23 protein-coding genes are annotated in these 25,692 nt (G+C 43.0%); 8 read left to right on the forward strand and 15 right to left on the reverse strand.

Going from position 1 to position 25,692, the window contains the following annotated elements; translation table 11 throughout:
* Positions 1–115: 115 nt before the first annotated feature.
* The 3 genes from RMZ95_RS21040 to nfi form a co-directional block, all read right to left on the reverse strand.
* Positions 116–2,071 carry an FHA domain-containing protein gene (locus RMZ95_RS21040; protein WP_322685940.1) on the reverse strand — a complete coding sequence of 652 codons (1,956 nt, stop codon included), beginning with the start codon at positions 2,069–2,071 and terminating at the stop codon, positions 116–118.
* Between the two features lie 151 nt (positions 2,072–2,222).
* Positions 2,223–2,774, reverse strand: coding sequence for an FHA domain-containing protein (locus tag RMZ95_RS21045; protein WP_322685941.1), 552 nt, complete (start codon positions 2,772–2,774; stop codon positions 2,223–2,225).
* A 107-nt stretch (positions 2,775–2,881) separates the two neighbouring features.
* On the reverse strand, positions 2,882–3,547 hold the full coding sequence (gene nfi, locus RMZ95_RS21050; RefSeq protein ID WP_322685942.1) for a deoxyribonuclease V: 666 nt from the start codon (positions 3,545–3,547) through the stop codon (positions 2,882–2,884).
* 241 nt (positions 3,548–3,788) lie between these two features.
* Between nfi and RMZ95_RS21055 the strand changes: the two genes are divergently transcribed.
* The 4 genes from RMZ95_RS21055 (at position 3,789) to RMZ95_RS21070 (ending at position 6,694) form a co-directional block, all read left to right on the forward strand.
* Entirely contained in the window at positions 3,789–4,310 is a 522-nt protein-coding gene (locus tag RMZ95_RS21055) for a hypothetical protein (protein ID WP_322685943.1), read from the forward strand.
* 189 nt (positions 4,311–4,499) lie between these two features.
* Positions 4,500–5,132, forward strand: a complete 633-nt coding sequence (locus RMZ95_RS21060) for a hypothetical protein (RefSeq protein WP_322685944.1) — start codon at positions 4,500–4,502, stop codon at positions 5,130–5,132.
* 276 nt (positions 5,133–5,408) lie between these two features.
* On the forward strand, positions 5,409–5,672 hold the full coding sequence (locus RMZ95_RS21065; protein WP_322685945.1) for a hypothetical protein: 264 nt from the start codon (positions 5,409–5,411) through the stop codon (positions 5,670–5,672).
* 56 nt (positions 5,673–5,728) lie between these two features.
* Positions 5,729–6,694, forward strand: a complete 966-nt coding sequence (locus RMZ95_RS21070) for an aldo/keto reductase (protein WP_322685946.1) — start codon at positions 5,729–5,731, stop codon at positions 6,692–6,694.
* Positions 6,695–6,728: 34 nt separating this feature from the next.
* Here the strand turns inward: RMZ95_RS21070 and RMZ95_RS21075 are convergent, their stop codons facing one another.
* The 7 genes from RMZ95_RS21075 to purC form a co-directional block, all read right to left on the reverse strand.
* The gene (locus tag RMZ95_RS21075; RefSeq protein WP_322685947.1) at positions 6,729–7,994 is read right to left on the reverse strand and encodes a DNA cytosine methyltransferase; all 1,266 of its coding nucleotides are present in this window, start codon (positions 7,992–7,994) and stop codon (positions 6,729–6,731) included.
* A 141-nt stretch (positions 7,995–8,135) separates the two neighbouring features.
* Positions 8,136–9,290 (reverse strand): lipid-A-disaccharide synthase, encoded by a 1,155-nt coding sequence (lpxB, locus tag RMZ95_RS21080; RefSeq protein WP_322671487.1) that lies wholly within the window; start codon positions 9,288–9,290, stop codon positions 8,136–8,138.
* A 213-nt stretch (positions 9,291–9,503) separates the two neighbouring features.
* The gene (lpxA, locus tag RMZ95_RS21085) at positions 9,504–10,322 is read right to left on the reverse strand and encodes an acyl-ACP--UDP-N-acetylglucosamine O-acyltransferase (protein WP_322671486.1); all 819 of its coding nucleotides are present in this window, start codon (positions 10,320–10,322) and stop codon (positions 9,504–9,506) included.
* A gap of 311 nt (positions 10,323–10,633) precedes the next feature.
* Positions 10,634–11,164 (reverse strand): 3-hydroxyacyl-ACP dehydratase FabZ, encoded by a 531-nt coding sequence (gene fabZ / locus RMZ95_RS21090; RefSeq protein WP_322671485.1) that lies wholly within the window; start codon positions 11,162–11,164, stop codon positions 10,634–10,636.
* A gap of 98 nt (positions 11,165–11,262) precedes the next feature.
* Positions 11,263–12,135 (reverse strand): UDP-3-O-acyl-N-acetylglucosamine deacetylase, encoded by an 873-nt coding sequence (gene lpxC / locus RMZ95_RS21095; RefSeq protein ID WP_322685948.1) that lies wholly within the window; start codon positions 12,133–12,135, stop codon positions 11,263–11,265.
* Between the two features lie 210 nt (positions 12,136–12,345).
* Entirely contained in the window at positions 12,346–14,955 is a 2,610-nt protein-coding gene (locus RMZ95_RS21100) for a BamA/TamA family outer membrane protein (protein ID WP_409883344.1), read from the reverse strand.
* Between the two features lie 176 nt (positions 14,956–15,131).
* Entirely contained in the window at positions 15,132–15,869 is a 738-nt protein-coding gene (gene purC / locus RMZ95_RS21105; protein ID WP_322685950.1) for a phosphoribosylaminoimidazolesuccinocarboxamide synthase, read from the reverse strand.
* 642 nt (positions 15,870–16,511) lie between these two features.
* Between purC and RMZ95_RS21110 the strand changes: the two genes are divergently transcribed.
* On the forward strand, positions 16,512–16,787 hold the full coding sequence (locus RMZ95_RS21110) for a hypothetical protein (RefSeq protein ID WP_322685951.1): 276 nt from the start codon (positions 16,512–16,514) through the stop codon (positions 16,785–16,787).
* A 61-nt stretch (positions 16,788–16,848) separates the two neighbouring features.
* On the opposite strand, the gene RMZ95_RS21115 is transcribed toward RMZ95_RS21110, so the two are convergent.
* From RMZ95_RS21115 to RMZ95_RS21135, 5 genes are all read right to left on the reverse strand, one after another.
* Positions 16,849–19,446: a GAF domain-containing protein gene (locus tag RMZ95_RS21115; RefSeq protein ID WP_322685952.1), complete on the reverse strand. Its 2,598-nt coding sequence runs from the start codon at positions 19,444–19,446 to the stop codon at positions 16,849–16,851.
* Between the two features lie 179 nt (positions 19,447–19,625).
* Complete coding sequence (locus tag RMZ95_RS21120) at positions 19,626–20,756, reverse strand: glycosyltransferase family 1 protein (protein WP_322685953.1); 1,131 nt, start codon at positions 20,754–20,756, stop codon at positions 19,626–19,628.
* A 233-nt stretch (positions 20,757–20,989) separates the two neighbouring features.
* A complete protein-coding gene (locus RMZ95_RS21125) occupies positions 20,990–22,144 on the reverse strand; it encodes an NAD-dependent epimerase/dehydratase family protein (RefSeq protein WP_100899423.1) in 1,155 nt (384 codons plus the stop codon).
* Positions 22,119–22,352 (reverse strand): hypothetical protein, encoded by a 234-nt coding sequence (locus RMZ95_RS21130; protein WP_322685954.1) that lies wholly within the window; start codon positions 22,350–22,352, stop codon positions 22,119–22,121. The genes RMZ95_RS21125 and RMZ95_RS21130 overlap by 26 nt, the downstream gene beginning before the upstream one ends.
* Positions 22,353–22,365: 13 nt before the next feature.
* The gene (locus tag RMZ95_RS21135) at positions 22,366–22,896 is read right to left on the reverse strand and encodes a hypothetical protein (protein ID WP_322685955.1); all 531 of its coding nucleotides are present in this window, start codon (positions 22,894–22,896) and stop codon (positions 22,366–22,368) included.
* A gap of 300 nt (positions 22,897–23,196) precedes the next feature.
* Here RMZ95_RS21135 and RMZ95_RS21140 point away from each other — a divergent pair, with 300 nt between their 5' ends.
* The 3 genes from RMZ95_RS21140 (at position 23,197) to RMZ95_RS21150 (ending at position 25,632) form a co-directional block, all read left to right on the forward strand.
* A complete protein-coding gene (locus tag RMZ95_RS21140; RefSeq protein WP_322685956.1) occupies positions 23,197–23,550 on the forward strand; it encodes a hypothetical protein in 354 nt (117 codons plus the stop codon).
* Positions 23,551–23,628: 78 nt separating this feature from the next.
* A complete protein-coding gene (locus RMZ95_RS21145; protein WP_322671475.1) occupies positions 23,629–25,140 on the forward strand; it encodes an AAA family ATPase in 1,512 nt (503 codons plus the stop codon).
* 141 nt (positions 25,141–25,281) lie between these two features.
* Positions 25,282–25,632, forward strand: a complete 351-nt coding sequence (locus tag RMZ95_RS21150) for a DUF1257 domain-containing protein (RefSeq protein ID WP_094350625.1) — start codon at positions 25,282–25,284, stop codon at positions 25,630–25,632.
* Positions 25,633–25,692 lie beyond the last annotated feature (60 nt).

Consider the following 25,692-nt stretch of genomic DNA (forward strand, 5'->3'; position numbering starts at 1 on the left):
CCCCTCTTATTCAGAAAGTAGATTATCACATTTTGGTATTAGTGGGATAGGTTCAGATAAATACTCCATCCTTCCTGCCTTCTGCCTTCTGCCCCCTGCCCCCTGCCTCCTAATACTAAGGTGATTGATTTAACACCCACTTCAACCACTGACTAAAGGAACTTAAAACATTCAACCTTTGAACTCCAGGCGCACGAGCGGCGGCGAGTCCATCAACGGCGACTAATGCAGCGTATTGCAAGCCCAAGAAACTATCAACTGCGGCATAAGGGCCACCTAAAGTAATCGCCCCCGCAGCATACATTTGACCTCGATCGCTACGCATTTCTACTAATTCAAAATTGTTCGCTACAGTCAATCGCCCCAGATGATTCACTGGTAAATTGTAATGTTTCACCAAATCTGCCAAGAGGGGATTGGCATCTACTTTGGCATCCAGTCCAGTAGCATCAACAATAAAGTCAGCGAACAATTTCTTTTCCCCAAAGCTTTGCTCTCGGATACGGGTAATAGTCCGGTTTTGGGCATCTCGTTCCACATCCAAAACCTCACCGAAGGTAATTTGATACCAACCTTCGCTTAACCCTTGGGCAGTAATTTGCTGCCAATCTCGGCGGTCGGCGGTGGTAGTTCCACCCCAGTCTGCTAGTAAACGCTTGCGTTCATCGGGGGTGGCTTTTTCTAACATTGCCCGGAGTTCGCCGCCCCAACAGGCTTTCGGCCAGTTAAATGGTTGAAATTCGTAATGATTTTTGACTAGGCGCTGGGTATTTTGAAATTTGTTACCTTGGGGTTTAGGCGATCGCATTAAATGCAAAACTGCAATATTCCGATTTCGTTTTCTGGCTTCATAAATTCGCTGCACAATCCGCGAAGCCACAATTCCCCGCCCCCGAATCAATACCGTACCACCATGTTGCTCTAGTTGCTCATAAACGCGATCGTGAGCTTCATAAGCATTGACGACAGATGTAAAATCTTGATATTTTTCCCTATAAGCTTGCAAATCTGGGAGAAACTGAATTGCTGGATATCCAGTAGCTAAATGTAAATAACGACTAACTAAAAAAGCATAATTTCCCGGGCCGCGAGAATAGGCTACGCAATATCTGCCATCATCAGTTTTGCGAATTACTCTAACTCGCCCATAGCGATAAATTTGATTCCAGCCTATGCGCTTCGTCTCCCTATCTATGGAATCAAAGACATTACCCGCACGGGGAGTATAAGTTTCTGCAAATGTTGGTTCAGCAAACACTTGCCATAAATACTTGAATGCTGACTTCATCTGTCCCTTAGCTAAGTCTCCCCAAGCTTCACGCAAGGCATAACTAGGCCAACCCCAAATATTATCGGGACAAGAATCAGAATTAGAACGCAGTCTTTCATATAAAGGAATTTGCGAATTCAGACAGAGGCGTTTGTAACGGGCATAAGGTTCTGCCTCTAATCCCAAAGCCACAATTTTGTCAGCAGGTACACCACTAATTCGCAACAAATCAGTCCATAAAAAGCTACCCAATCCCGCCCCGATCGCTAGATAATCAGATTCATCTACTGGTAATCCTGTAGCATGAAGTGCTTGCACAGAGACTTTTTGTGCCTGAAACGCCAATGGCGGGAAATTACTTGCCACAGGCGTTAGCGGCTGTACAGGTAAGCTGGGGTCTGGGCGATTGGTATTTGCGTTGAAGTGAATCGTTGAAGGGGGGCTAGTATCTGGTGCAGCAGCGCTAGCACCAAATGTCACTGCGATTAGATAAGGGCCAATTTGCAACGTATCGCCATTAACTAGAACACTACGCGTTTGTGGTTGACCGTTGACATAGACACCGTTAACGCTACCTTGGTCAATCACTACTAAATGGTCTTGTTCCCAGTCAATTAGGGCATGGTAGCGAGAAACTTCGTTACTGTTAAGCAGCATCCGAGAAACCCGCATTCCTCTGAGTTCAGCAGGTAAGCGAGCAAATTCTCGACCAAAAGCGATCGGCACATTTAACAGTGGTTCTCGCCGTTCGCCTGTCGCTGGTTCTTCCCAACTTAATTGGATTTGTAAGTCATTGGTCATTTGTCATTTGTCATTGGTCATTTGTCATTGGTCATTGGGCATTGGGCATTGGGCATTGAGTATGGGGATTGAATCTTCAATTTTGAATTTTGAGTCGCACCTTTGGTGCGCTTCCAGCGCAACTTGAATTTTGAATTGATTTCTCCCCTGCTCAACTACCCCGTGCTACCAACACACTCACAGCCGCAGCTAAAGATGTCCCACACCAATGACAGCCAATTTGTAGATTCTCTCCTGGGGAAACTTTATGACATTTGGGGCATTCTAAGCCATAAACTCCTGGCGGTGGTGCGGGGGGTGTTTGTGGATGATGGTGATGTCCGAGATTTAGTGCTGGATTGGGTGGGAGCAAAATTGTTGCTGGAATACTACCCGTGGAAACGCTTGTAACGTTGAGTTTTATTTGTCCCAAAGAGATGCTAGTACCCTCAGTTAAAGGCATTTCACCTTGGACTAATTGCCGTCCATCGACAACGGGGGGATTTTGCGATCGCAAATTCCTGATATAAAAACGCTGTTGCTGGTGATGAAAAAATATTTCAACGTGGAGTCCAGATACAGTAGGATGACTCAGAACAATATCGCACCGGAGGGGATCGCGACCGATGCGGACAGTGCCATGATTTTGACTTGGCTGTTGTTCGTAAATATTCTGAGTTTTATCTTGGCCTGCATCGTGCCAATGTAAAGTTAGTGCGTTCATTGTTCTAACTTTGTAAGTGGTATTTAGCTACTTCAACTTCTTTCTGTGCGATTCCTAACACGATTGAGTAGGTGCAAGCAAGTATTTAGAAAAAACTTCAACAAGCTTTATCTATTCGACGCTAATTTATCAGCAATACGTGTAGTTTCTGGCAGTCGATATTTGGGCGTGCAGCGTAATACATAGTCAATCGCAGTCGGTAAACTAATTCGATGACCACTGGAAATATACAGAGGTTTTACTCCTGTGCGCGATCGCAAAACTGCCCCAATGGTTTCACCGTTATATATTAGTGGTTGCGTGCTGCCTTTGGTTTCTGCCAATTCTTCATGCTTACCTATCAACCTCGACTTAGCTACACCAATTGTCGGCATATCTATAAGTAACCCTAAATGGCTAGCTATACCTAATCTGCGGGGATGAGCAATTCCTTGACCATCACATAGAATGATATCTGGTGTTGTGTTAATTTTCTCCAGGGCATCGAGTACGGCTGGAATTTCCCGAAATGAGAGGAACCCAGGAACATAAGGAAAGGTTGTAGGACGATGTGCTAGGCTTGTCTCGATTACTTGCAAATCAGGAAAACTCAGCACTGCAACAGCAGCACGGCTAATTGTTCCATCAGCTTCAAAACCCATATCTACACCAGCAACGTACTGAATAGGTTCTTGTAGTTGATCTTCAGTAATTACTTGATTTTGCAGCGTTTCTTGGATAACTATGGCTTCTTCTAGCGTCGAAGGCCAAACACGATCTCGGTAAAACTTCATATTGAAAATTGGAATTAACTGATTAATATTAATCCTGTTAATTTGGCAAGCACAAAAACAAGAGTTTTTGATGTTGATACAGGGAAAATATATTTTTGTAAAAGTCTGTGAATGACTATCTTTATACTAAATATTTTAGCCCAGGTTAGCTGATATCTTACATTACAGTGTTACTTAAGGCTGTCAAGAGGGAATCCTGAGAATATAAGTTTATTTTTCTAGATTTTCTTTTTTACTGGTTATGACACAGCCAAATATTCTAAAACTTGCAAAACAGGGAGATGCAGAAGCGATCGCATCTCTGATGAACCGCCACTTATACCCCAAAGGGATCAACGCAAAAGTTGCTTTCCAAGATGCTTGCTTAGAGGTAACGCTAGAATCTGCCCAAGTACTAAATCAGCAAATTTTAGTTGCATTTATCCGCAAAGGGTTAACAGCTTTAGGGGCTGCATCTGTTGAAAGAGTCAAAATTTATGGACAACAAACAGGTAAGGAGTTTCCGACTTGGAGTAAAGAGTTTGATTTGGGCATGGTAGAAGCTGATTTAGAACCAGTAGATGATGAACACTCTTCTAGTAATCCTCAAAATCTAACTATTTATATTAACTTAAGTGGCGATACTGCGCAGGGATTAACAAACCAAGATTTTGAATTTATTGCTAATCAAATTAGTACTGATATTTTATCATCTTCTACTAACGTTTTTATTCAAAAAGTAAGTATTAGTAATGGTAGCTCTGTGATTACCAAGGAACGATAATATTTAATTTATCTCACGCATAGGTGCAGAGATAGAACCTAAAATATGGGGTTTTATAATAATTTTAATAAATTTATATGAATTTTAAATATAGGATTGGAAAAATTTTGAAAATCTTGCTTTTACCTGTAAATAGGAAATCCTGAGATGGAAGATATTATCTTAGTTGTTTGGATTTAGTTATTGGTTATGAAACAGCCGAATACTCAAGAAGTTACTAAGCAAAAGCTACAAACGTTTTACTGGCCTTTATGGTTTCCTTATCCTAGTTCTTGGTTCAAAGCATTGATTTTGACTCTATTTTTGAGAGTTATTATATTTATAGTTCAAAATACTGGAAAGCTAGGTTATGACATCGTATATTTCGTACGTAGCCCGGAATTATTTTTAATATTTACAATATTGTTAATCTTATCTCCAATTCCGATAATTTCTTTAACTCATCACTGCTTACACTTGCTCATTAGTCGATTTATCTCAGAAATTCAGGCACCGGAAATAGGTACGACACAGGGATTATTACCAGGATTAATGAGTTGGTGGGAAGGATTGTACGCTTGGCTTGTAATTGCAATTTCTACACTGATAGCAGCTTTTTTTTCTACGATCCTTCTACCATTATTTTATCCTAGCTACGACAGACGAATTGAATACTATACACAAATAGAAAATATCAATAATATCATCTTAATATTTGGGCTATTCTATATTTATGCTGGGGCATTGATTTATCAAATTGAATATTTGGTAAAAAACCGAATAATATCTGCTTATTCTGGTAATAAAGAAGAAGATACCAATAAATCAAATATTAATTTATAGACAGAAAAAAGTACAGAAAAAGAACTCGATAAATTGCGTGGAGAAATGGGATTGCACACAACAAAATCAAATATTTTATCGAACAATGGGCAAAATTTAATAATGGAGTCTCGACGGAAGGATCGTAATTTAAATAAAAAGTTTTTGTTCGTTTTTATAATATTTTCAATTTCTCTAGGAATATACTCTTCTTCAAAATTCGTAGAAATACTTCCCTTAACCTCTAAGATTCCAACACAAATACCATCAAAGCCTGTATTAGTTACACCCTCACCAGTGACTTCAGACTCGCCGATAGTGTTACTTGAAACTGATACATTTCGAGAGGCAGTAAATCAAGCAATTAATGCAGCTAACTTGACTCAATCAGCAAAATCTCCAGATGAGTGGAAGACAGTTGTGAGTCATTGGAAAGGTGCGATCGCACTTATGAAAAACGTGCCATCTTCTAGCCCCAATTATGTAGTAGCCCAGCAAAAAATCATAGAATATCAGAAAAATCTTAACTACGCTGATAAAAATGCGATCGCTGGCAAGTAGCGCGATCGCACGTAATTAGAATTTATAATAAAAGTAATTCGCCCCCGAACCCAATCATGACAGAAGGAAAAACGCGGCGTAATTTCCTAATTACCAGCATTGCTGTGACTGGAGGTATTGTGGCAACTAATGCTTTACAGCAAAATACTACCAACACCGCAACACCGTCAGCAACTATGCCAGAGCGGGTACTGGGACGCACAGAAGTAAAACTCCCGATCTTCGGGTTAGGAGGAGCAGGACAAACGCCACTATCCTGGGAAGGAAAAGAGGGTGATGCTACAGCAATTATTCAAAGAGCGCTGGAACTTGGTATCCGCTATTTTGATACAGCAGCTAGTTATGGGCCGAGTGAAGATTATTTAGGGAAAGTGCTACCACCCCATCGCTCAAAGGTGTTTCTCACAAGCAAGACCGATCGAAGAGATCGTGATGGTGCATGGCGAGAATTGGAGCGATCGCTGAAACGTCTCAATACAGATTATCTCGATTTGTGGCAGTTGCATCACGTCTCTTTTTCTGAAGAACTCGACACCATCTTTAGTGCATCTGGTGCAATTAAAGCTTTAGAAGAAGCCATAGAACAAAAATTGGTGCGCTTTGCTGGGATCACCGGACATCACGACCCTCAAGTAATTGCTGAAGGGTTACGTCGCTATCCTTTTCACACTACACTGATTCCTGTAAATGCTGCCGACAAACACCACCCACATCCATTTATCCCAGTAGTTTTACCAGTTGCTCAAGAAAAAAATGTCGGTGTGATTGCGATGAAAGTCCCGGCTTATGGTCGGCTGTTTAAATCAGGTGGGTTGGCAGGTATGGAGCAAGCTTTAGGTTACACAATGTCTCAGCCTGGAGTTAATTGTTGTGTAATTGCAGCAGAGACGGTTACACAATTAGAGAATAATGTCAAGATAGCGAGAGCTTTTGTGCCTCTTAAAAAAGAAGAATTAACAGCCATCGCAGGGCGGGCTGCTAATGTCTGGGAAGATAGTACATTCTTCCGTGCTTGGACTTAGCCTAACCTTGCACATATTACAAAGTGTATTCTTATCAGTCCCGCTGATAATATTGTGCCGCTTGCGACATATTAAATTGTAATAGCTTCTCCTCTGGCAACTTGTATCCCAAACTCGGCTTAAAAGGCGAAATATTCAAACTGCGAATAATTTCTGACGCCACAGCCTTTGCTAGTAACGGTGGTACAGAGTTACCAACTTGTCGAAATCCGTGCCATTTGGTTACATGAAATCTAAACCAATCGGGGTAAGAATGCAATCTCGCCGCTTCCCTGACGGTGATACAGCGCGGCGTAGATGGATGAATCGGTCTAGGAGATGTGAAAGAACCCCTATACTTATCCGTTCCGGCTCTTAAAGTATTACAGACACCACCAGGATGTAGCTTATGAAAACGACTAATTTTTTCTCTTTCGCCTTGTTGAGTCTCCTGAAAACGTTTAACAGTTTCCGCAGAATGTTTTGTTCTTAAACTTGAAGAAAGTATTCGCAAATCATATTCTCGTTTGTAAGAATAATCATCATTTAGGCATTTGATCCCGCGAAGTACAAGAGCATAGTTACTAGGCTTTTCATAGTCTGCAACAACCCAATCTCTTGTTAGTAACTCTGGATATTGTTCTATTTCAGGTAAATCTCCAATTGCATCCCATACTGTAGGACTCAATGGAATGTCAGATATTTTTTGAGAATTTAAATTATTTAGTAAAGCTTGTTTAGTAATCGGCTGAGGATATTTCGCTAACTCTACATCCTCCCTTGCACCTATAAGAAATAATCTCTCACGGGACTGTGGTACTCCGTAATTTGCAGCGTTGAGAATTTGATAATTTTCTTCTACTTTATAGCCGTGAATTCTAAAATCGCTAATTAATGTTTGGAGGATTTGTTTATGTTCGCCAACCGTTATCCCCCGGACATTTTCCATCACAAAGAATTTCGGTTTTAGTTCAATAACCAGTCGATGAAAGTGAAATACCAAAGAGTTTCGAGGATCGTCAACAGCCCGTTTACCAATTAGGGAAAATCCTTGACATGGTGAGCCACAAATAACCACATCAATTTCGCGATCGCCAATTTCAGACTGATTCCTAATTTCTTCCCCGGTAGTATCCACAACACTTTTACATAACACTCTCGCATAAGGGAAGTTAAACTCATGTGTTGCACAATGGATCGGGTCGATTTCCACAGACGCCAGCACATCAAAACCAGCTTGCTCAAAGCCAAGAGTCATACCGCCCGCACCAGCGAATAAATCAACTGCGATCGCTCGTTGTTTTTTCATCTCATAAGCCATGACACCTCTAAAGGGATTAGGGACTGGGGATTGGGTATTAGGTATTAGAGATTGGGAATTGGGTATTAAGTATAGAGTATTAAATATACAAAATTTTCCCAGTTCCTAGTCCCCAGTCCCCAGTCCCCAGTCCCCAGTCCCTCATAGCATTTGCAAAATTTCTTGAGCAGCGCGATCGCAAACCCCAACTTCTCCCAAACTTTGCCGCATTTCTTCATAATCTAGCAAAGTTTGCTCTCTGCGACTGGGATTGAGTAGCAGTTCCATCGCTGCTTGGGTAATATTTTCTGCTGTGGCTTGCTCTTGTAAAAATTCTGGCACAATCGGCTTCATCACGACTAAATTAGGTGGCGATGCGAAGGTTATAGAACCTTTAAGAATTTTCCGAGCGATCCACGCAGTCAGACGACTGAGGCGATAAACTACAACCTGTGGCACGTTTAACAGAGCCAGTTCTAGATTGACAGTACCAGATTTGCTAATGGCTAAATCAGCCGCAGCAAAAACTTCCATTTGTTGACCTGATATAACTGTCGCCCGTAAACCGTAACGCTCAATAGCCTCTTCGATTGGCTGTCTATAAACTTCTAGCGATAGGGGAATCCAGAAACGAACTTCAGGTAATTTTGCTTGAATAGTTTGGGCAGCTTGAAAAATAATTGGTAAAAGATATTTTAGTTCTTGACGGCGAGAGGCGGGGAGGAGTGCGATCGCAATTTCTTCTGGTGCAATCCCCAATGTTGCACGAGCTGCTTCCCTACTAGGAGCATCTTGCATTCGGTCAACCAAAGGATGTCCCACCCAACTAACTTTTGCGCCTTTCTCGCGAAAGTAACGGGCTTCTTGTGGAAAGATTGCCAACAGCTTATCTGTAAAACCAACAATCCGGTTAGTTCTTCGCAAACTTATTGACCAAGCCCACTCTTGCGGAGCAATGTAATACACCACAGGCACATCTGGCAGATGTTGTTTCATATAAGTCCCAATTTCCAGATTGGGAGTCATATAATCGATCAGCACTACCAAGTCAGGGGGATTTTGCTTTAGGGAAGCGATCGCCCGTCGTTGCACCTGAAGAGTTGGTAAAATATAAGGCAGCCCTTCTTGAATACCCACTGAGCCAATACTACTGGTATTTCCCAGCAAAATTGCCCCAGCCTCTACCATTTTTTCGCCACCCAGCGCCACAATCTCTAATTCCAACCCAATCGCCGCAGCTTGACGCTTCAGCGCTGAAATTAGTAGCGACCCTTGTAAATCGCCAGATACTTCGCCAGTGCTGATAAATATCCGCATTTGATAATTGGTAATTACTAAAAATGAGGAGTTAGGAGTTAAAAATTCAATTTATCAACTCATAACTCATAAATTATGATGTCTGGAAAATTAACCACAATTCCTCATAATCCCACCTCATCAGCTACGCTTTTGCTCCCCTCCTCGCTTGCGGGGAGGGGTTGGGGGTGGGGTGATTATGGGTAATTCGACAGACATGATATATCTTACATCTCACGATTCATCACTTGCGCCTTTTTTCCCTTTACTGGGAATCAAGCCACGTCTTCCAGGCATCTGAGAAAGTAGAAGGAAGCGTCGCAGATGCTGCAATTCTTCGCTATCCCCTAACAATTCCAACTGTTCCAAAGCATCCTTAAAAGACAAATCAGAACGGTAGAGAATGCGGAAGGCTTTTTTTAGCAAAAGCAAATCTGCTGAGTCCATACCAGACCGTTTGAGTCCGACAAGATTGAGGGTTCGCACCCGCGCTGGATTTCCTTCCACCAGCATATATGGGGCCACATCCCGGTCAATACGTGCCATACCTCCCACCATTGCTTGTCTACCAATATGCACAAATTGGTGGACACCTAAAACCCCACTTAGCCTAGCGCGTGATTCTATATGGACATGACCCGCCAACGCCACAGAGTTAGCAATCACTACTTGGTCTTCAATGACGCAGTTATGAGCCACATGGACATAAGCCATCAAAAGATTACCATCGCCAATTACCGTAGCTTCACCAGCACCGGTAGCGCGGTTAATGGTAACGTACTCACGAATCAAGTTGTTATCACCAATTTTCACCCAGGTTGGTTCTCCTACAAACTTCAAATCCTGGGGTTCCATACCGATGGCTGCACCAGTAAAAATCTGATTTTGCGCCCCAATTTCACAAGGCCCCTCTAGCACTGCATGAGCGCCGATTATTGTTTCAGGGCCCACTTTAACATGCGCTCCAATCACAGCATAGGCACCGACTTGCACTGTATGGTGGAGTTCCGATTTCGGATGAATTACAGCAGTTGGATGAATTAGCGTTTTCAAGGGTGAATCTCCAGAACTGTCTTAATAATCCAGCGCCAGGCGGGGTTTCTGAGGCAGCGCGTTACTCTGCTTAAGAGAGTTGTACCGACTACCGCCCCATTGAGGCGACTGGCGTTGTTGAGTGTGAAATATTTCAGTGAACGAAAGTGTCGGGCAAAGCAAGTTAAGTGTGTTTGTGAGTGCGTCTCGTAGAGAGGGCGGCGAAAATCAAGAAATTACTCAGATGCTATTGTGGATTTTTTAACTGTTATCCTGAAACAGGATTCAGTAGGGGCATTTCACGGCTATACCCATACCACGAAAGCAAACTTTTAGCTAACTAAAGAGAACATTAATTCCCCTTCACAAGCAAGTTGACCATCAACTTCGGCACGACCTTGCATCTTACCGAAACGACGTTGTTTTACCCATAACAGTTCCACCGTCATTAGTAGTTGATCCCCCGGCACGACCTGGCGACGAAAGCGAACTTTATCGATACCAGCGAAGACGAACAACCCGCCTTCTACCGAAGACATTTGAGTTAAGACAATGCCTCCAACTTGTGCCATTGCTTCAACAATTAGCACCCCTGGCATCAGTGGACGTTCAGGGAAATGTCCTTGAAAATGGGGTTCGTTGATAGTGACATTTTTAACTCCAACAGCTTTTTTACCTGGCACGTAGTCAATGATTTTGTCTACAAGTAAAAATGGGTAGCGATGGGGTAGTAATTTCTGAATTTCTTCAGATGTGAAAGTTGTTTTAATCTCAGAACTGATTGTAATCTCATTTATACCCTGTGGTTCGGTAGATGTAGGTGTAGTCGTATCGATGGTATTCACTTCAGTGAGGATTGACATTGGCCGTGTAGTTGATTTTTTATCTAAAAGTTGAGTAGGCAAGCGTATATCCAAAGCCTTAATAATCCTGGATGTAAACTTTAGATCGAATCTAAAATCTAAAATTGTTCGACTGAGCGCAGCCGAAGTCCAAAATCTAAAATTTTCTGAGCCAGTTGAATGTGTAAATTATGACTGGCTTTATACGCTAAAAAATGAGCACGAGGAAAAGTTCCAAGTAAACTCAAATCTCCTACTAAATCCAAGATTTTATGACGGACTGGCTCATTTGCAAATCTCAACGGTGGATTTAGCCAGCCTTCTGGGCCACAAACGAGTGCATTATCCAAACTGCCACCTTTAATTAACCCTGTTTTTTGTAAGTGTTCAATTTGATGCAGTAACCCAAAAGTACGAGCAGGAGCGATTTCCGCAGCAAAGCTAGCAGAAGTTTTTTCTAGTTCAGGAGTTAGCGACCAACTATGCCATTGATTACCAATAGCGGGCAGGTCAAAATCAATACCGTAACTAAAGCGGGTTTCTGCTGCTGGAAGGGCAGATACAAAGGCATCCCCTTGATAGACCCATATTGGTTCTGTAATAGCCCAGGGAACTTGGTTGTTAACGAGTTGTGGGACTAAGCCAACTTGGGCAATATTAGCTGTCCACACACTTGCTGAACCATCTAAAAGTGGGACTTCTGGGCCATCAATTTCAATTCGGGCATTATCCACACCCATACTCGAAAGTGCTGCCAACAAATGCTCTACCGTGCGAACATATACCTCACCTTTACCCAACTGAGTTGAGAGAACAGTGTGACTAACTGCTGCAACTTGGGCTGGAATTATTGGCAAATCCGGTAAATCCACCCGCACAAAGTAGCGTCCACTTCCCGCTTCGGCTGGTAATATCCGCACCTGGGTATTCACACCGCTATGCAGTCCCACCCCTATTTGGGTGATTTGGGCTGCTAGAGTGTGCTGTCGCATAGCCGAAAAGTTAATATATTTCCTTTAGTATTGTTCATCGTCTGTTTTGGTAAAATCCCTGATATTCCCTGAAAAATGTCATTAATCCCTTTATCGGAACAGTATTGAGGTAAATGTAACAATTAGCAAGCTAATCCAGAAAAGTTATGAGTTAACAGTGAAAAATGAGCAATTAAAACTCATAACTCCTAACTTCTAACTCCTAATTACTTAAAATCTTTCGCCAATACCGAAATTAATCCGACTGTCACCATCATCGTTGATACCGTAGTCAATCCGAATCGGCCCCAGTGGAGATTGGACGCGAACGCCAAGACCATAGCCAAAGCCACTGCCATTTTTGTTCAACACTTCAGCAGCCCTAGTACTAGTTCCCAGGTCACTACCAAGATCAAAAAATAGTGCCCCGCTGACTACTGAAAAAACTGGAAACCGATACTCAACTGATGCTTGCACATAAGAGCGTCCACTACCTAATGCTCCTTCTTCATAACCCCGGACGGAGTTACTACCCCCAAGGGTAAAAGCTTCGTAGGGAGGTAAGTCTCCAATGATGGTTCCTGCTTGCAGGTTAAATGCTAAGGTTTGTGCCCCTTTGCTGAGGCTAATCAGCTTAATGGGTAAATATTGGCTGTAGCTACCCCGGAATCTGGTCAGGAAGATGTTGCCTAGCCCCACAGGGACTGACTGATCGACTCCAAAGCGGAGATAAGAACCACTAGTGGGTTGCAGGGGGTTATTACGGAGATCGCGCTGTGCCCCTACTTGTAACAGTAGTAAATCGTCTTGACCGCCGCTAGAGAGGGTCAGTGGAATTTCATCACTGAGGCGGTTTCCAGTATCATCATCAAATACCGCTCCTGTTTTTCTCAGATTGCCGTCAGCATCACGAGCAGAAACTCGTTGATACTGTAAACCCGCTGAGGCAGTCCAGACAGAAGTTTTATAGGGATTTGCAGAGAGGGGACGGGTAAAGGTAACACCACCACCTACACGGAGAATCCGGGGGCGATCCTGAGAATCTACATCGGTGGGATTACCCGGATCAAACGTCCTAATATCTTCATCTTTACCATCGAAAATCAACGAAATAGAACTGCGACGGAAAATATTGGTTGTGTAGGAAGTCCGGTAAGGATCTCCTGCGATCCAGGGGTCGGTAAACCGCACGTCAAACAGCAGTTCCCGTTCTCCCACCTGTATTTCTGTCCCCAGTTTTTGGTTTCTACCGTTCAGGTTTTGCTGTTGATAGCTAACTGTTCCAAAAAGTCCGCTAGCAGAACTAATCCCTGCCCCAGCCGCAATAGAGCCGCTGCTGCGTTCAGCTACATTCACTACTACATCCACCTTGCTGGGGTCGGTACCAGGGTCAAGGGACACGTTCACATCTTCAAACAGTCCTAGTCCATACACGCGCTGTAGGTCTTTTTGCACTGTGTTGCGATTGAATACTTGTCCTGGCTTCAACTCCACTTCTCGGGTAATGATGTACTCCTGTGTCCGTCCCCGAATTGGTTGTCCTTTCTCGTCTGTTTCTTGTCCATCCTTGTTGCGGAACCGGACTCTAATATTTTCTACTACCCCTTCTGCTACTTGTAAGGTAACAACTCCGCTTTCAGAGACTTGTGGCGCTCCAATTACGTTAGCTAGGACGTAACCTTGGTCTTGATACCGCTTGTTTAACTGCTTGATGCCTTCTTGCAAGTCACGCAAATTGAGAATTTTGCCATACTGCTCCCGAAAGACTTCATCCACAGTGTTTGCTGGTAGTACAGAAGGGACACCAGTGCCAGGATTGGCTTGCACTTCTACTTTACTGAGGACGGGGTTAGGCTGGACAACAAAGCTTACCCGCACTCCCAAGGGGGTATCTTCTGGCGCTGCTTGGACGTTGGAGAAGAAGCCAGTACCAAAGATAGCGTTAATATCTTCTTGCAGTTGGCTGCGGGTAGTTGTTTGTCCTGGTTGGGTACGAATTACTCTGTAAACTTGGCTTTCCAGTTCTGGTGATAGTTGCCCAGCTTGGGATCTAACTACTACTTCTGATACCAGTACGCGGGGGTCATTGGCTTCTGGGGCTGTGTTGGGTTGAGTATTGTCCGGAGTTGTCGGTGGATTAACATTCTGCGGACTGGGAGTAGTGCCTGGGAATGGAGTATTGCCCGGAGTTGTCGGTGGGTTAACATTCTGCGGACTGGGAGTAGCACCTGGGAATGGAGTATTGCCCGGAGTTGTCGGTGGATTTACATTCTGGGGACTGGGAGTAGCGCCTGGGAATAACGTAGGTGTTCTTTGTTGGCTAGCTGGGGGGGGGATATCTGGAGTAGCTGATGGTTCTGGAGTTGTGGGTAATAAAGGTTCTGTTGTCGGTGGATTTACATTTTCTGGGACTGGAGTGGTCTCAGGAGTTGGGGAAAGCGTTGGTTGTTGAATTTCTGGCGGTGGAATGTCTGGAGCCGGAGACGGCTGTTGAGTAGGACTGGGATTATTAATTTCAGGGGTTTGTGCAGTTCTTGGCGTTGTGGAGGTTGGCACAATTACCTTTGGGGCCGCGCTTGCTACTGGGTTGGCAGGGTAAATTGCGACGACGCGGGATTGGGGACGCTCTGCCTCTATAGTTGCTGTAGATTTAGGTTGAGATTCTAAACTTTTACTAGAGTTAACCTGACCAGTGTCCTTTTCTGGGTGTTGATTTTTTTCTAGTGTCAAAACTTCTGTTGTCTGTTTGGAATTGTTGGCGGTTTCTGCATTCGCACTCAATGAGCCACCCAAAGGGGCTGCAATTGCTACTGCTGCCAGCAATACGGGAGATAAACGCATTTTACTTATATTCCTCTTCACGACCACACACACACCATCACAAGGCAATAATGCCCTTATGCCAAAGGTAAAATTTCAAAACATAATTTTTTTCTTTTGCTTTTTTACTTTACAAGGCAAAAGGCAAAAGGCAAAAGTTAAATATAATTCCTTCTCACCTTTTGGTTTTTACTTGGTTAACTTATAGTTTCTACTGCTTTTAGCACTCTTTGTAAGACCTCCTGGTAGGCATCCTCTACATTTCCTAAGTCTCGGCGAAAGCGATCTTTGTCCATTACCCGGCGGTTTGAGTCCTTTTCTGCGGTATCCCATAAACGACAGGTGTCGGGGCTAATTTCATCTGCCAAGAGTAACTGCTGTTGTGAGTCCAAACCAAACTCTAATTTGAAGTCTACTAGGGTAATGCCACACCGTTGCCAAAAGTTATTAAGAAATTCATTGATTTGCAATGCAAGATGTGTAATTGCGTCTACTTGTTCCGCAGTCGCCAGTTCTAGCAGGTACAGGCGATCGCGTGTCAACAAAGGATCTCCTAATGGATCGTTTTTATAATAGAACTCAACCAAAGGCTGTTTCAGAATTGTACCCACTGGTAAACCAGTTTGCTGACACAAACTGCCAGCAGCAATATTTCTGATCACCACTTCTAAGGGTAAAATCTTTACTGCTCTCACCCGCATTTGATTCGGGGCAGGACTATCGATAAAGTGAGTCTTTATACCATAATCCTCTAACTGTTTAAAAAGCTGGCTAGAAATGCTACAATTAATTTTTCCTTTTCCTTCGATGTTGCCACGCTTTTGGGCGTTAAACGCTGTGGCATCGTCTTTAAAATCAGCCAACAAGACTTCTGGATCGTCCGTTGTATAAAGAATTTTTGCTTTGCCTTCGTATAACTTGGAATTAACAGACATGGTGGCAGGTAGTGTTTTAGGCGATGGACAAAAATTGTCCTTTGAGGCTTCACCATTTTATCTTTAGTTATTAACTATTAGCCATTGGTGATTATTTAAGAGGAAGCAGGGGCAGGGTAAAAAAATTAATAACCAATACCCAGCCCAATTTTGTCTTCTCGATCGCTGCTTAATAGCCAGTTGCCAAATATTTAGAACTAAATCTGTAACTTTTAACAGAGGACAATTGACTTTCATATCTAGTATGATTACCTAAGTAGTTTTACTATCAGAATTGGAATTAGTTTTGAGAGAATAAGTTACTAAAACATACTGGTATATGATAATAATTTGTACCTAAAAGTTTTGACCGAAGCTAATTACAATTTGAATTTCATAAATTAAGATGAGATAAATTGACAACAGGGAGGAAAATCAAATATTATCTCTAGTTACTTTAGCGGAAACTTTTTTTGTAATATTTACAACATAATAAAGTATTTCAAGCTTTATCCTCTAGTCTCAAATCTGAATCAACCAATTCCTGCATCACCAATTGGGAAAGGAGTTGGATGATCTGATTTACCCCAATCTGACAAAAAGAAAGATTAGGTTTGCTAGTGATTCAGCTTCAGAACCCCAAACACAAGGTGAATTGAATAAATGGACAAAAAAATAGTGAACAAGGATGATTTTCTCTTCCCTCGTGGTCGCTACTACGGTCAGGTTAAGCCAGAAAACTTGGTTTTTAATGCAAATCTCCAGGAATTTGCTCAACGGGTAAGTTACATTTGCAACTTAGAAACAGGCGGAAAAGTGCCTCCAGGTGCAGCTTACGAACAAATAAAGGATCTGTGGAAACAGTTGAAACGCTCAAAAAAAGAGCTAGGAATTGGCGAAGATCCCTTTCAAGATGACCAGGGAGAGACTCAAGGTTGAATGGGGAATTGGGCATTGGGCATGGGGAATTGACAAATGACCAATGACAAATGACAAATGACTACTTAGTAAGCATTGTCCAGACACCATCCCAGGACTCTGGAGGCGGCGTTTGTTGATAATTACGCGCACGCTCTAGGTGGATATCAACAGCTTGGTCTTGGGGTTGGATAGATTTGGCAGACTCAAAACAAGCGATCGCTTGTGAGAAGTTGCGCGATAAATAAGCAGTGCGTCCAGTATGATAGTGAAATAAAAATTCTTGAGTGTTGGCATCTAGGGGAGTATTGTGATCGCCAACTAACTCGTAGATATTAACAGCCTGGTGTTTCCCTTTGACGCGGATTTTATCTAACTGGCGCACCCAAATGCGATCGCTGCACAATTGGTAAGTAAATTCACTTAATAGAATATCACAACCGTAATCTTTAGTTACTGCTTCCAAGCGCGAACTTAAATTTACACCATCTCCAATGACGGTGTAATCCATCCGTTTGCGGGAACCAATATTACCCGAAACCACATCCCCAGAACTAATCCCAATCCCAATACGAATTTGCGGCTGCGCCTGGATAATTCGTCGTTGGTTAAATTCCTCTAAGCGGCGTCTCATATCTAACGCTGACTGTACAGCCCTCCAAGCATGATTTTCTGTCAATGGTAGCGGCGCACCAAATACCGCCATTAAGGCATCACCAATAAATTTATCAAGAGTGCCTTCGTGGTTAAAAACTGCCTCCACCATCGTTTCAAAATACTGATTGAGCAGCAATACCACCTCTGCTGCACCGAGATTTTCCGTAAGTGTTGTGTAGCCTCGGATATCAGAAAATAATATAGTTACTTCCTTCCGTTCGCCTACCATTAAAGCATCTTCCCCTAATGCCATAACTTGTTCAGCGACATGGGGCGTCAGGTAGCGGGACATGGTAGTTTTCATCCGTTTTTCCTGAGTAATGTCTTCTAAGACCACCAAACCACCGCGTACACCGCCTTCTGGGTTAGTCAGAGGATTAACAGTAAGATTGATATTGCGCTCTAATGTTTGTACTTCATTAGAAGTGAGAAACTCAGATTGGGGAGTGAGGGGTTGATTCCAGGGAATAAAAATATCGGGGTTAGTGCGATCGCGCACTGCTAAAATTGAGTGCTGAGTACTGAATGCTAAGTATTGAGTTTCACTTTTAACTCCTAACTCCTCACTTATAACTTGATGCACTCCCAGCATCAAACTTTGCTCTGGCACATAATGTTTAGCTCCAGTTTTTAGACTATCTTCTAATCGCATTTGGAGATTTTCAATTGGGACAACTTCCCACACTAGGCGACCAATCAAATTTTGTTCCCACAAAAGCTTGTTGTTTTTACTATTAGCGTCTCCTATCGGACAACCCAGCAACTCTAGGGCTGCATCATTAATCGTGACAATCTGTCCTGCCATATCTGTAGAAATCACGGCATCTGACAGACTTTGTAAAATATCTTTTTGATATTGTTTTTCTAACAGTACATTTTCAAACAGCCGAGCATTTTCTAAGGCAATTCCTGCCTGATTATTAAAAGCCCGCATAAACTCTTCATCAGAAGCAGTAAAACTGCTTTGTTGCTTATTAATTAATTGTGTAACGCCAATCAATTCATTTGCAGAATTAAACACTGGTAAACATAAGATATTGCGAGTTATATAACCAGTTTTTTTATCTGTAGTCGGGTCAAAACGGGGGTCTTTATAAGCATCAGAAATATTTAAGGCTTCACCAGTGGAAGCTACATATCCAGCAATGCCACGGTTAGCGGAAATGCGAATTTCTATCAAGTTTGTGCCATCTGCTGCTGCTGCAACTTTCGTCCAGAGTTCGTTTAGCTCTTTACGATATAAAAACAGTGTGCTGCGGTCTGCTTGCATTAAAATTCGAGCTTGTTCCATGACTATCTGCAAAGTCGCTTCTAAATCTAAACTTTGCCCCAGTGTCTGAGTTGCCCGCAACAAAGCCGTTGCGCCTCTTTGATTCCGAGCCGCTACATAAAAAGATTGGCAGCTTTCCAGGATAATACCAATCGAAGCGGCAAAGTCTCGAAAACGTTCTTCATCATCATGATTAAACGGAACATTCCCGGTTTTATTAGCTAGTTGCACTACCGCTACAGTCTGGTTTTTGCTACTGATAACGGGCATACATAAAATATTACGGATTTTGTAGCCCATTTGTTTTTCAAGTTCTGGGCTAAATAGAGGATGAGTATAAGTTTCAGATATATTTAGATATTGACCTGTACTAGCAACATGGCCAGGAATACCCACTGTAATGGGAGTACGAATTTCTAAGAATTTTTGGGTATTATCTTGAGGAACTTTTGACCACAGTTGACCTTTGTCATAATCAACTAAAAAAATGGCTGTATGTTCTGCTTGGAGAATTTGACCAATTTTGAGTGTGATAGCTTCTAATACTTTCTCCAACATAGTTTCTAGAGCTTCATTATTGATCAATTCAATAGCTCTCAGAAATTGCTGGAACTCAGCAGTTATAAAGTCGAGTAAGCAAACAAATTCATTAACAGATAAGTCTTTGACGCGACGCAGTAGGGCATGAGCGCGATTAACTTGAGTCAGTTCAGTTAATGTAGCCAAGACGCTGCCAGAGTTGGGGAGTGTCACGTTGCTTCGCTCCGAATTAAAAATTCACGCATTCAAAATTAATAATCCCCATAAATAAATGGGCTTGTATCATGAGTTTGTTTCGCTCATCGGAATTTTAGATTTTAGATTTTGGGCATAGGGTATGGTTATTAATTCTTCTTCCCCAGACTCCCCTGCTCCCTCATCTCCCCACTCCCTTATTTTGCCAACTGTTCAGAAAATATCACCTTTTGATAGTAATCTTGTAGCTGCTTGGTAGCAGCTGCCCAACCCCAGCTTTCTGCTTCCTGGCGGGCATTTTGACGGATGATATCTCGTTGTTGTTTTTGTTCTAAGAGTCGAACAGTAGCAGCTAACGCTCCTTGAATATCTGCTGTTGGCTCAAAAAGATATCCATTTACCCCATCTGTGACAATATCAGGAATTCCCCCGGAACGGGCTGCTACCACGGGACAGCCAGCAGCCATCGCTTCTAGTAGTACTAAGCCTAGTGTTTCTGTCCGGGAAGGAAAGATGAAGGCATCAGCACTCGCAAAGGCAGAGCCTAACTCTTGCCCCATAAGATAGCCAACAAAATAAGTGTTTGTGCCAGCAAAGTGTTTTTGCAATGCTTCACGGTGGGGGCCATCTCCAACCAATGCTAACCGCGCTTCGGGAATTGCTTCTAAGATTGGTTTGATACGCTCAATTTCTTTTTCAGCCGAAAGTCGCCCAACGTAAAGTAGTAATGGACTTTCTGGATGATTTTGTGATAGACGCGATCGCATCTCTACACTAGCTAAATCGGGATGAAATAATTCTGTATCTACCCCACGTTGCCATAAATCTACACGTTCAATACCATGTGCTGTCAATTCCTCCACCATTGCTGTGGAGGTACACAGATTCAAAGCAGCTTGATTATGAGCGCCTTTGAGCAGTTCCCAAAGAAAACCCTCAAGCATTCCCAAGCCGTAATGCTGGAGATATTGGGGTAAATGCGTATGGTAAGACGCTACTAAGGGGATTTTGAGGATTTTGCTATAAAATATGCCAGATAAACCTAAAACTGCTGGATTAACGACATGAATAATATCAGGCTTAAACTCTTCTAAAGCGTAACCAATGGCTGGGCGGGGAAGTGCCATTTTCAATTCTGGGTACAATGGCAGAGGAAAGCCAGTAACGCCGTAAACTTTAGCGCCTTTGTGTTCTGTGATGCCTCCATCAGGGGCAATCACCACCACTTGATTACCACTGCGCTGGAGATGATCGACAGTATGGCGCAGGCGCGTTACAATGCCGTCAACCTTGGGTAAAAAGGTTTCGGTAAATAGGGCAATTCTCATAAAAAATTATTCAGTCCAGGCAGATAATCTCAGCTTTGCTTGCGTTTCGGTATCAAACACAGAATAGACTCTCTCGCGTGGTGTAATCAACTATGCACAGTCAAAATAACTATAGTCAACGGCAAATTTAGTAGTAGCTGGATGATACGCCTGATAAATAATAACTGGTTAGTCGTCATATTGTGCTAAAATATGACGACTAATTTTAGACCCACGATTTACTGGGGTTTACCTTAATTTCTGTGCCAAGAGACTTTGGGCAGAATTTGCTTATGATCGACTCGCGTCTGATACTTGATAGCAAAGTTTAACAGAGAATCGAGTAAAGAATCAGAGAGCAAGTGAGGCTGTAAACCTAAATCGAGTAATTTAGTGTTTTTAGCGTTGAAATAATGTTCTTCTTTCTCGACTCTGGGATTATCTAAGTGATTGATTTCTACATTCAATCCCATAGCGTTACCAGCTTTTTTCACCATCAATGCCAAGTCGCCGACGCTGAATTGTTCGGTAAATTGGTTAAATACGCGGAATTCACCAGCCTCGGCAGGGTTAGCGATCGCTAATTCCACACATCTGACTGTATCCCGAATATCCAAAAATCCGCGAGTTTGTCCACCTTTACCGTAGACAGTTAACGGATGTCCAATTGCTGCTTGAATACAAAAGCGGTTTAGTGCAGTACCAAACACACCATCGTAATCCAGCCGATTAATCAATAGTTCGTCCATCCCCGTTTCTTCGGTTAAGACGCCATAAACTACACCCTGATTTAAATCAGTTGCCCGCAATCCCCAAATCCGGCAAGCAAAGTGGATGTTATGACTATCATGGACTTTGCTTAAGTGGTACATTGAACCGGGCTGCTTGGGATAAGGTAGGGTATCCTTGCGTCCATTGTGTTCAATGGTGATATACCCTTCTTCAATATCAATATTGGGTGTACCGTATTCGCCCATCGTCCCCAGCTTCACCAAATGACAGTCGGGGAAATCTTCCCGCATAGCGTACAGCAAGTTCAACGTCCCAACTACATTATTGACCTGAGTAACAACTGCATGTTCTCGGTCAATCATGGAAAATGGGGCCGAACGCTGTTCGCCAAAATGCACCAGAGCATTTGGCTGAAATTGCTGTAATGTTTTATGGAGAAACTCGTAATTCGTAATATCGCCGATGAACAAGTCGATCGATTTACCCGTCAAATCTTGCCAGCGCTGGAGACGTTGTTGAATTAGTGCGATCGGAGTGAGAGTTTCGACACCAAGTTCATTATCCCAGTGCCGCCGCACCAAACTATCTAAAATTCCAACTTCATAACCTCGATTGGAAAGGTAAAGAGCAGTTGCCCAACCGCAATATCCATCACCACCAATAACCAGGACTTTCATCTTCACCAGTTTTTACTCGCTGATAGCTAAATCTATCAGGTTTCTGTACCCTCTCAATCATCATTCTGGGGGAGATGTGGATTTTGGGCATTGGGCATTGGGCATTGGGCATTGGGCATTGGTCAATTGGGAATTGGTCAATAATCAATAATTCTTCTTCCCCTGCCTCCCCTGCCTCCCCTGCTCCCTCATCTCCCTCATGCCCCATGCCCCATGCCCAATTAAAACTTTAAAATCCGATACTCCTGGGCAATGTAATAAAACAAACGATAGTATTCTTGAAAATCTTGGCTCTTGCTTCGTCCGCGCAAATAGTATTTCACTTGACTCTGAGTTAGTGTCAGTGTCATTGAACCTACTAGTCGATCAACTTCTACAACCAGCACCCCAGATACTCCTTGGGCGGTTTGAAAGTTGGGTTTGAGCTTTTTCTCTGATTCTTGGTTTGTAACAATCGAATTCGGTAGCTGCTGACTTGCCCACCCTCGAATTTCCACCGTTTTGTTCTGGGGTGAAATCAACGCAATTCCATCACCATTTTCTGATGCTGCTAAAGAAATCCAGTTACTCGGATACGGAAATTCAAAGCCATAACGGGAGTTGCTATAAGTTTTCCAGGCGATCGCTCCAGCGTTAAAATTATTTGCAGTACAACCCCACAAAATTATTAACACGGCAATAACTCCGCTAACGCTGACGGCAAACCGATAAATTCTTCGCTCCAAACTACAGGTTTTATTAGCAGTAGTCATTTACATCACACATTTTGCCAAAGTCACTGATTTCATAGAAATACCAGGAAATACCAGAAACTCTGATCTTGCACTATTCTCAATCAGCTAACTAGTAATCTGCCACATCAATTTTAAGAGATTCGTAGTGAGCGATTTATCGCTCAATTTCAAGGGCTAGAGCCACTAATGATGATGCCAGCAACCCAAAATATAAATAAATGTAACGAAATAGACGTTAAAACGTTTTACTGTCTTGACAACCAATAAAAGAACCGATAACTTGATATACATACCCGGGTAAGACCGTTAAAGAGTTATATGCAAACGCAAACTAAGCAAAAGGTCACTTTGTATTTATCGCCAGAGTTGCACAGAAAACTGAAGATTCGTTCAGCAGTTGATTCCGAGCCAATGTCAGAACTTGCCGAACGTGCCCTTGGTTTTTACCTATCCAATCAAGAATTGGTTGACGAGTTAGAAGACTCTTCTTATGGGCGGACTCATAGAGTTTATTCATGCCCAACTTGTGATAGCTCACTAGTCTTACGTGATGGGGAACTGGTTACTTTAGGCAATCAACCAGGAGTAGTTGGTCAAGAGCATCTTTCTCTCGATGAGATGGATGAAGATAAAAGCAATCCCAAGGGTGAGGAAGAGTTAGTTCCTTGCTAGATAGATATTCATGATTCGGTTGTCTTTACCAGAAGCAATGTCTCTACTGTCTCTATAAGGTCTCAAGTAGGTCGAAGTATGAACGAAGAGCTCAAGATCCTAATTCAAGCTCAATACCCTTTAATCTACCTTGTTACCTCCGAGGAAGAGCGGGCCGAGCAAGCAATTTCCACTATCGCCCAGTTGTTAAAGCCCCAGCGTCGGGTATTTGTTTGGACAGTAACACACGGAATTGTTGAGTATGGTCAACCCCGGAATGTTACGCAACATAATACCGTATCTCCAGAGGCGGCGATTGAGTGGATTATCCGGCAGAAAGAAGCAAGTATATTTATTCTTAAAGATTTACATCCCTTTATAGATGCGCCTGCAACTAACCGATCGCTACGTGATGCGATCGCTAGTTTCAAAGGTATGCAAAAGAACATCGTTTTGATGTCTCCGATGCAACAAGTACCTATAGAACTGGAAAAAGAAGTTGTCGTTCTCGACTTTACATTGCCAGATATGGCTGAGTTGAATAAAGTATTAACTCACCATATAGAGCAAAATCGCGGTCGGCGACTGACAACAGAAGCCAGAGAAAAACTTCTCAGAGCTGCTTTGGGTCTAACTAAAGATGAAGCGGAGAAAGTCTACCGTAAGGCACAGGTAACTAAAGAGCGTTTAACGGAAGATGAAGTAGACATCGTTTTATCTGAGAAAAAGCAACTAATTCGGCGTAATGGCATCTTAGAATATATTGAAGAAGATGAAACTATTGATGCTGTAGGTGGCTTAGAAGAGTTAAAAAGATGGCTCAAGCAACGCTCTAACGCTTTCACAGAAAGAGCGAGAGAGTACGGTTTGCCTCAACCAAAGGGGATGTTAATTTTAGGAGTTCCCGGTTGCGGTAAGTCATTGATTGCCAAAACTACTTCCCGACTGTGGGGTTTACCACTGTTGCGGTTAGATATGGGGCGAGTCTACGACGGCTCAATGGTGGGACGAAGTGAGGCAAATCTGCGAAACGCCCTGAAAACAGCAGAATCTATTTCTCCAGCGATTTTGTTTATCGATGAATTAGATAAATCCTTTGCTGGTAGTGGAGGTTCCTCTGATTCTGATGGGGGGACTTCAAGTAGAATCTTCGGCTCTTTCCTCACCTGGATGCAAGATAAGAAATCACCAGTGTTCGTGATGGCAACAGCCAACAGAGTAGAACGCTTACCTGGCGAGTTCTTGAGGAAAGGACGATTTGATGAAATTTTCTTTGTCGATTTGCCAACACCGGAAGAACGGCAGCAAATTTTCAACATTCATCTGACCAAGCGCCGTGAAGACATCTCTCGATTCGATCTTGAGCAACTAGCCAAGATGTCTGATGGCTTTTCTGGGGCAGAAATTGAACAAGCGATCGTTGCGGCAATGTATGAAGCTTTTGCCCAAGATCGGGAGTTCACCCAACTAGATATTATTGCTGCACTGAAGGCAACATTGCCGCTGTCTCGAACGATGCAAGAACAAGTAACGGCTCTGAGAGATTGGGCCAGACAGCGCGCACGCCCCGCAGCATCCTCCGTAGCTGAATATCAGCGAATGGAGTTTTAAAAGCTTTCCTCTGCCATCCCAGGGGGAAAGGCTAGCTGAAAATGCTAGCAGTTATAAGAAAAGCCGCATCCTGTTAAGCGCGGCTTCGCCCAAAACAAACCGTTGTCGTTTTTCTCAATCTTCTCATTGGAGGAAACCCAAATGTCTCACTTTAGCACCCTGCGTACCAAAATCACCGATGCCGAAATCCTCAAGGCTTCCTTGCGCGACCTCGGTATCAGCGTAAAGACTGAAGCTGATGTCCGTGGTTATAACGGTCAGCGTGTCCGTTCTGACATCGTTGCCGTGTTGGAAGGCGAATATGACCTCGGCTGGTCTCGCAATGGCGATGGTTCTTTTGACCTAATCGCTGACCTGTGGGGCGTTGCTAAGAAGCACAACCAAACCGAGTTGATCAACTCAATCAACCAAAAGTATGCCGTTAACAAAACTTTGGCTGAAGTAAAACAGCGCGGTTTGCAAAACGCCAATGTGAAGTTGGTATTGCAATAACAATTTCTCTGCGCGTTCCCAAAGCTGCACGGGTTAACCATATAAATAGCGGTTAGCCCG

This window comes from Nostoc sp. DedQUE07, assembly GCF_034530975.2.
In the GTDB taxonomy this organism is placed as follows: domain Bacteria; phylum Cyanobacteriota; class Cyanobacteriia; order Cyanobacteriales; family Nostocaceae; genus Nostoc.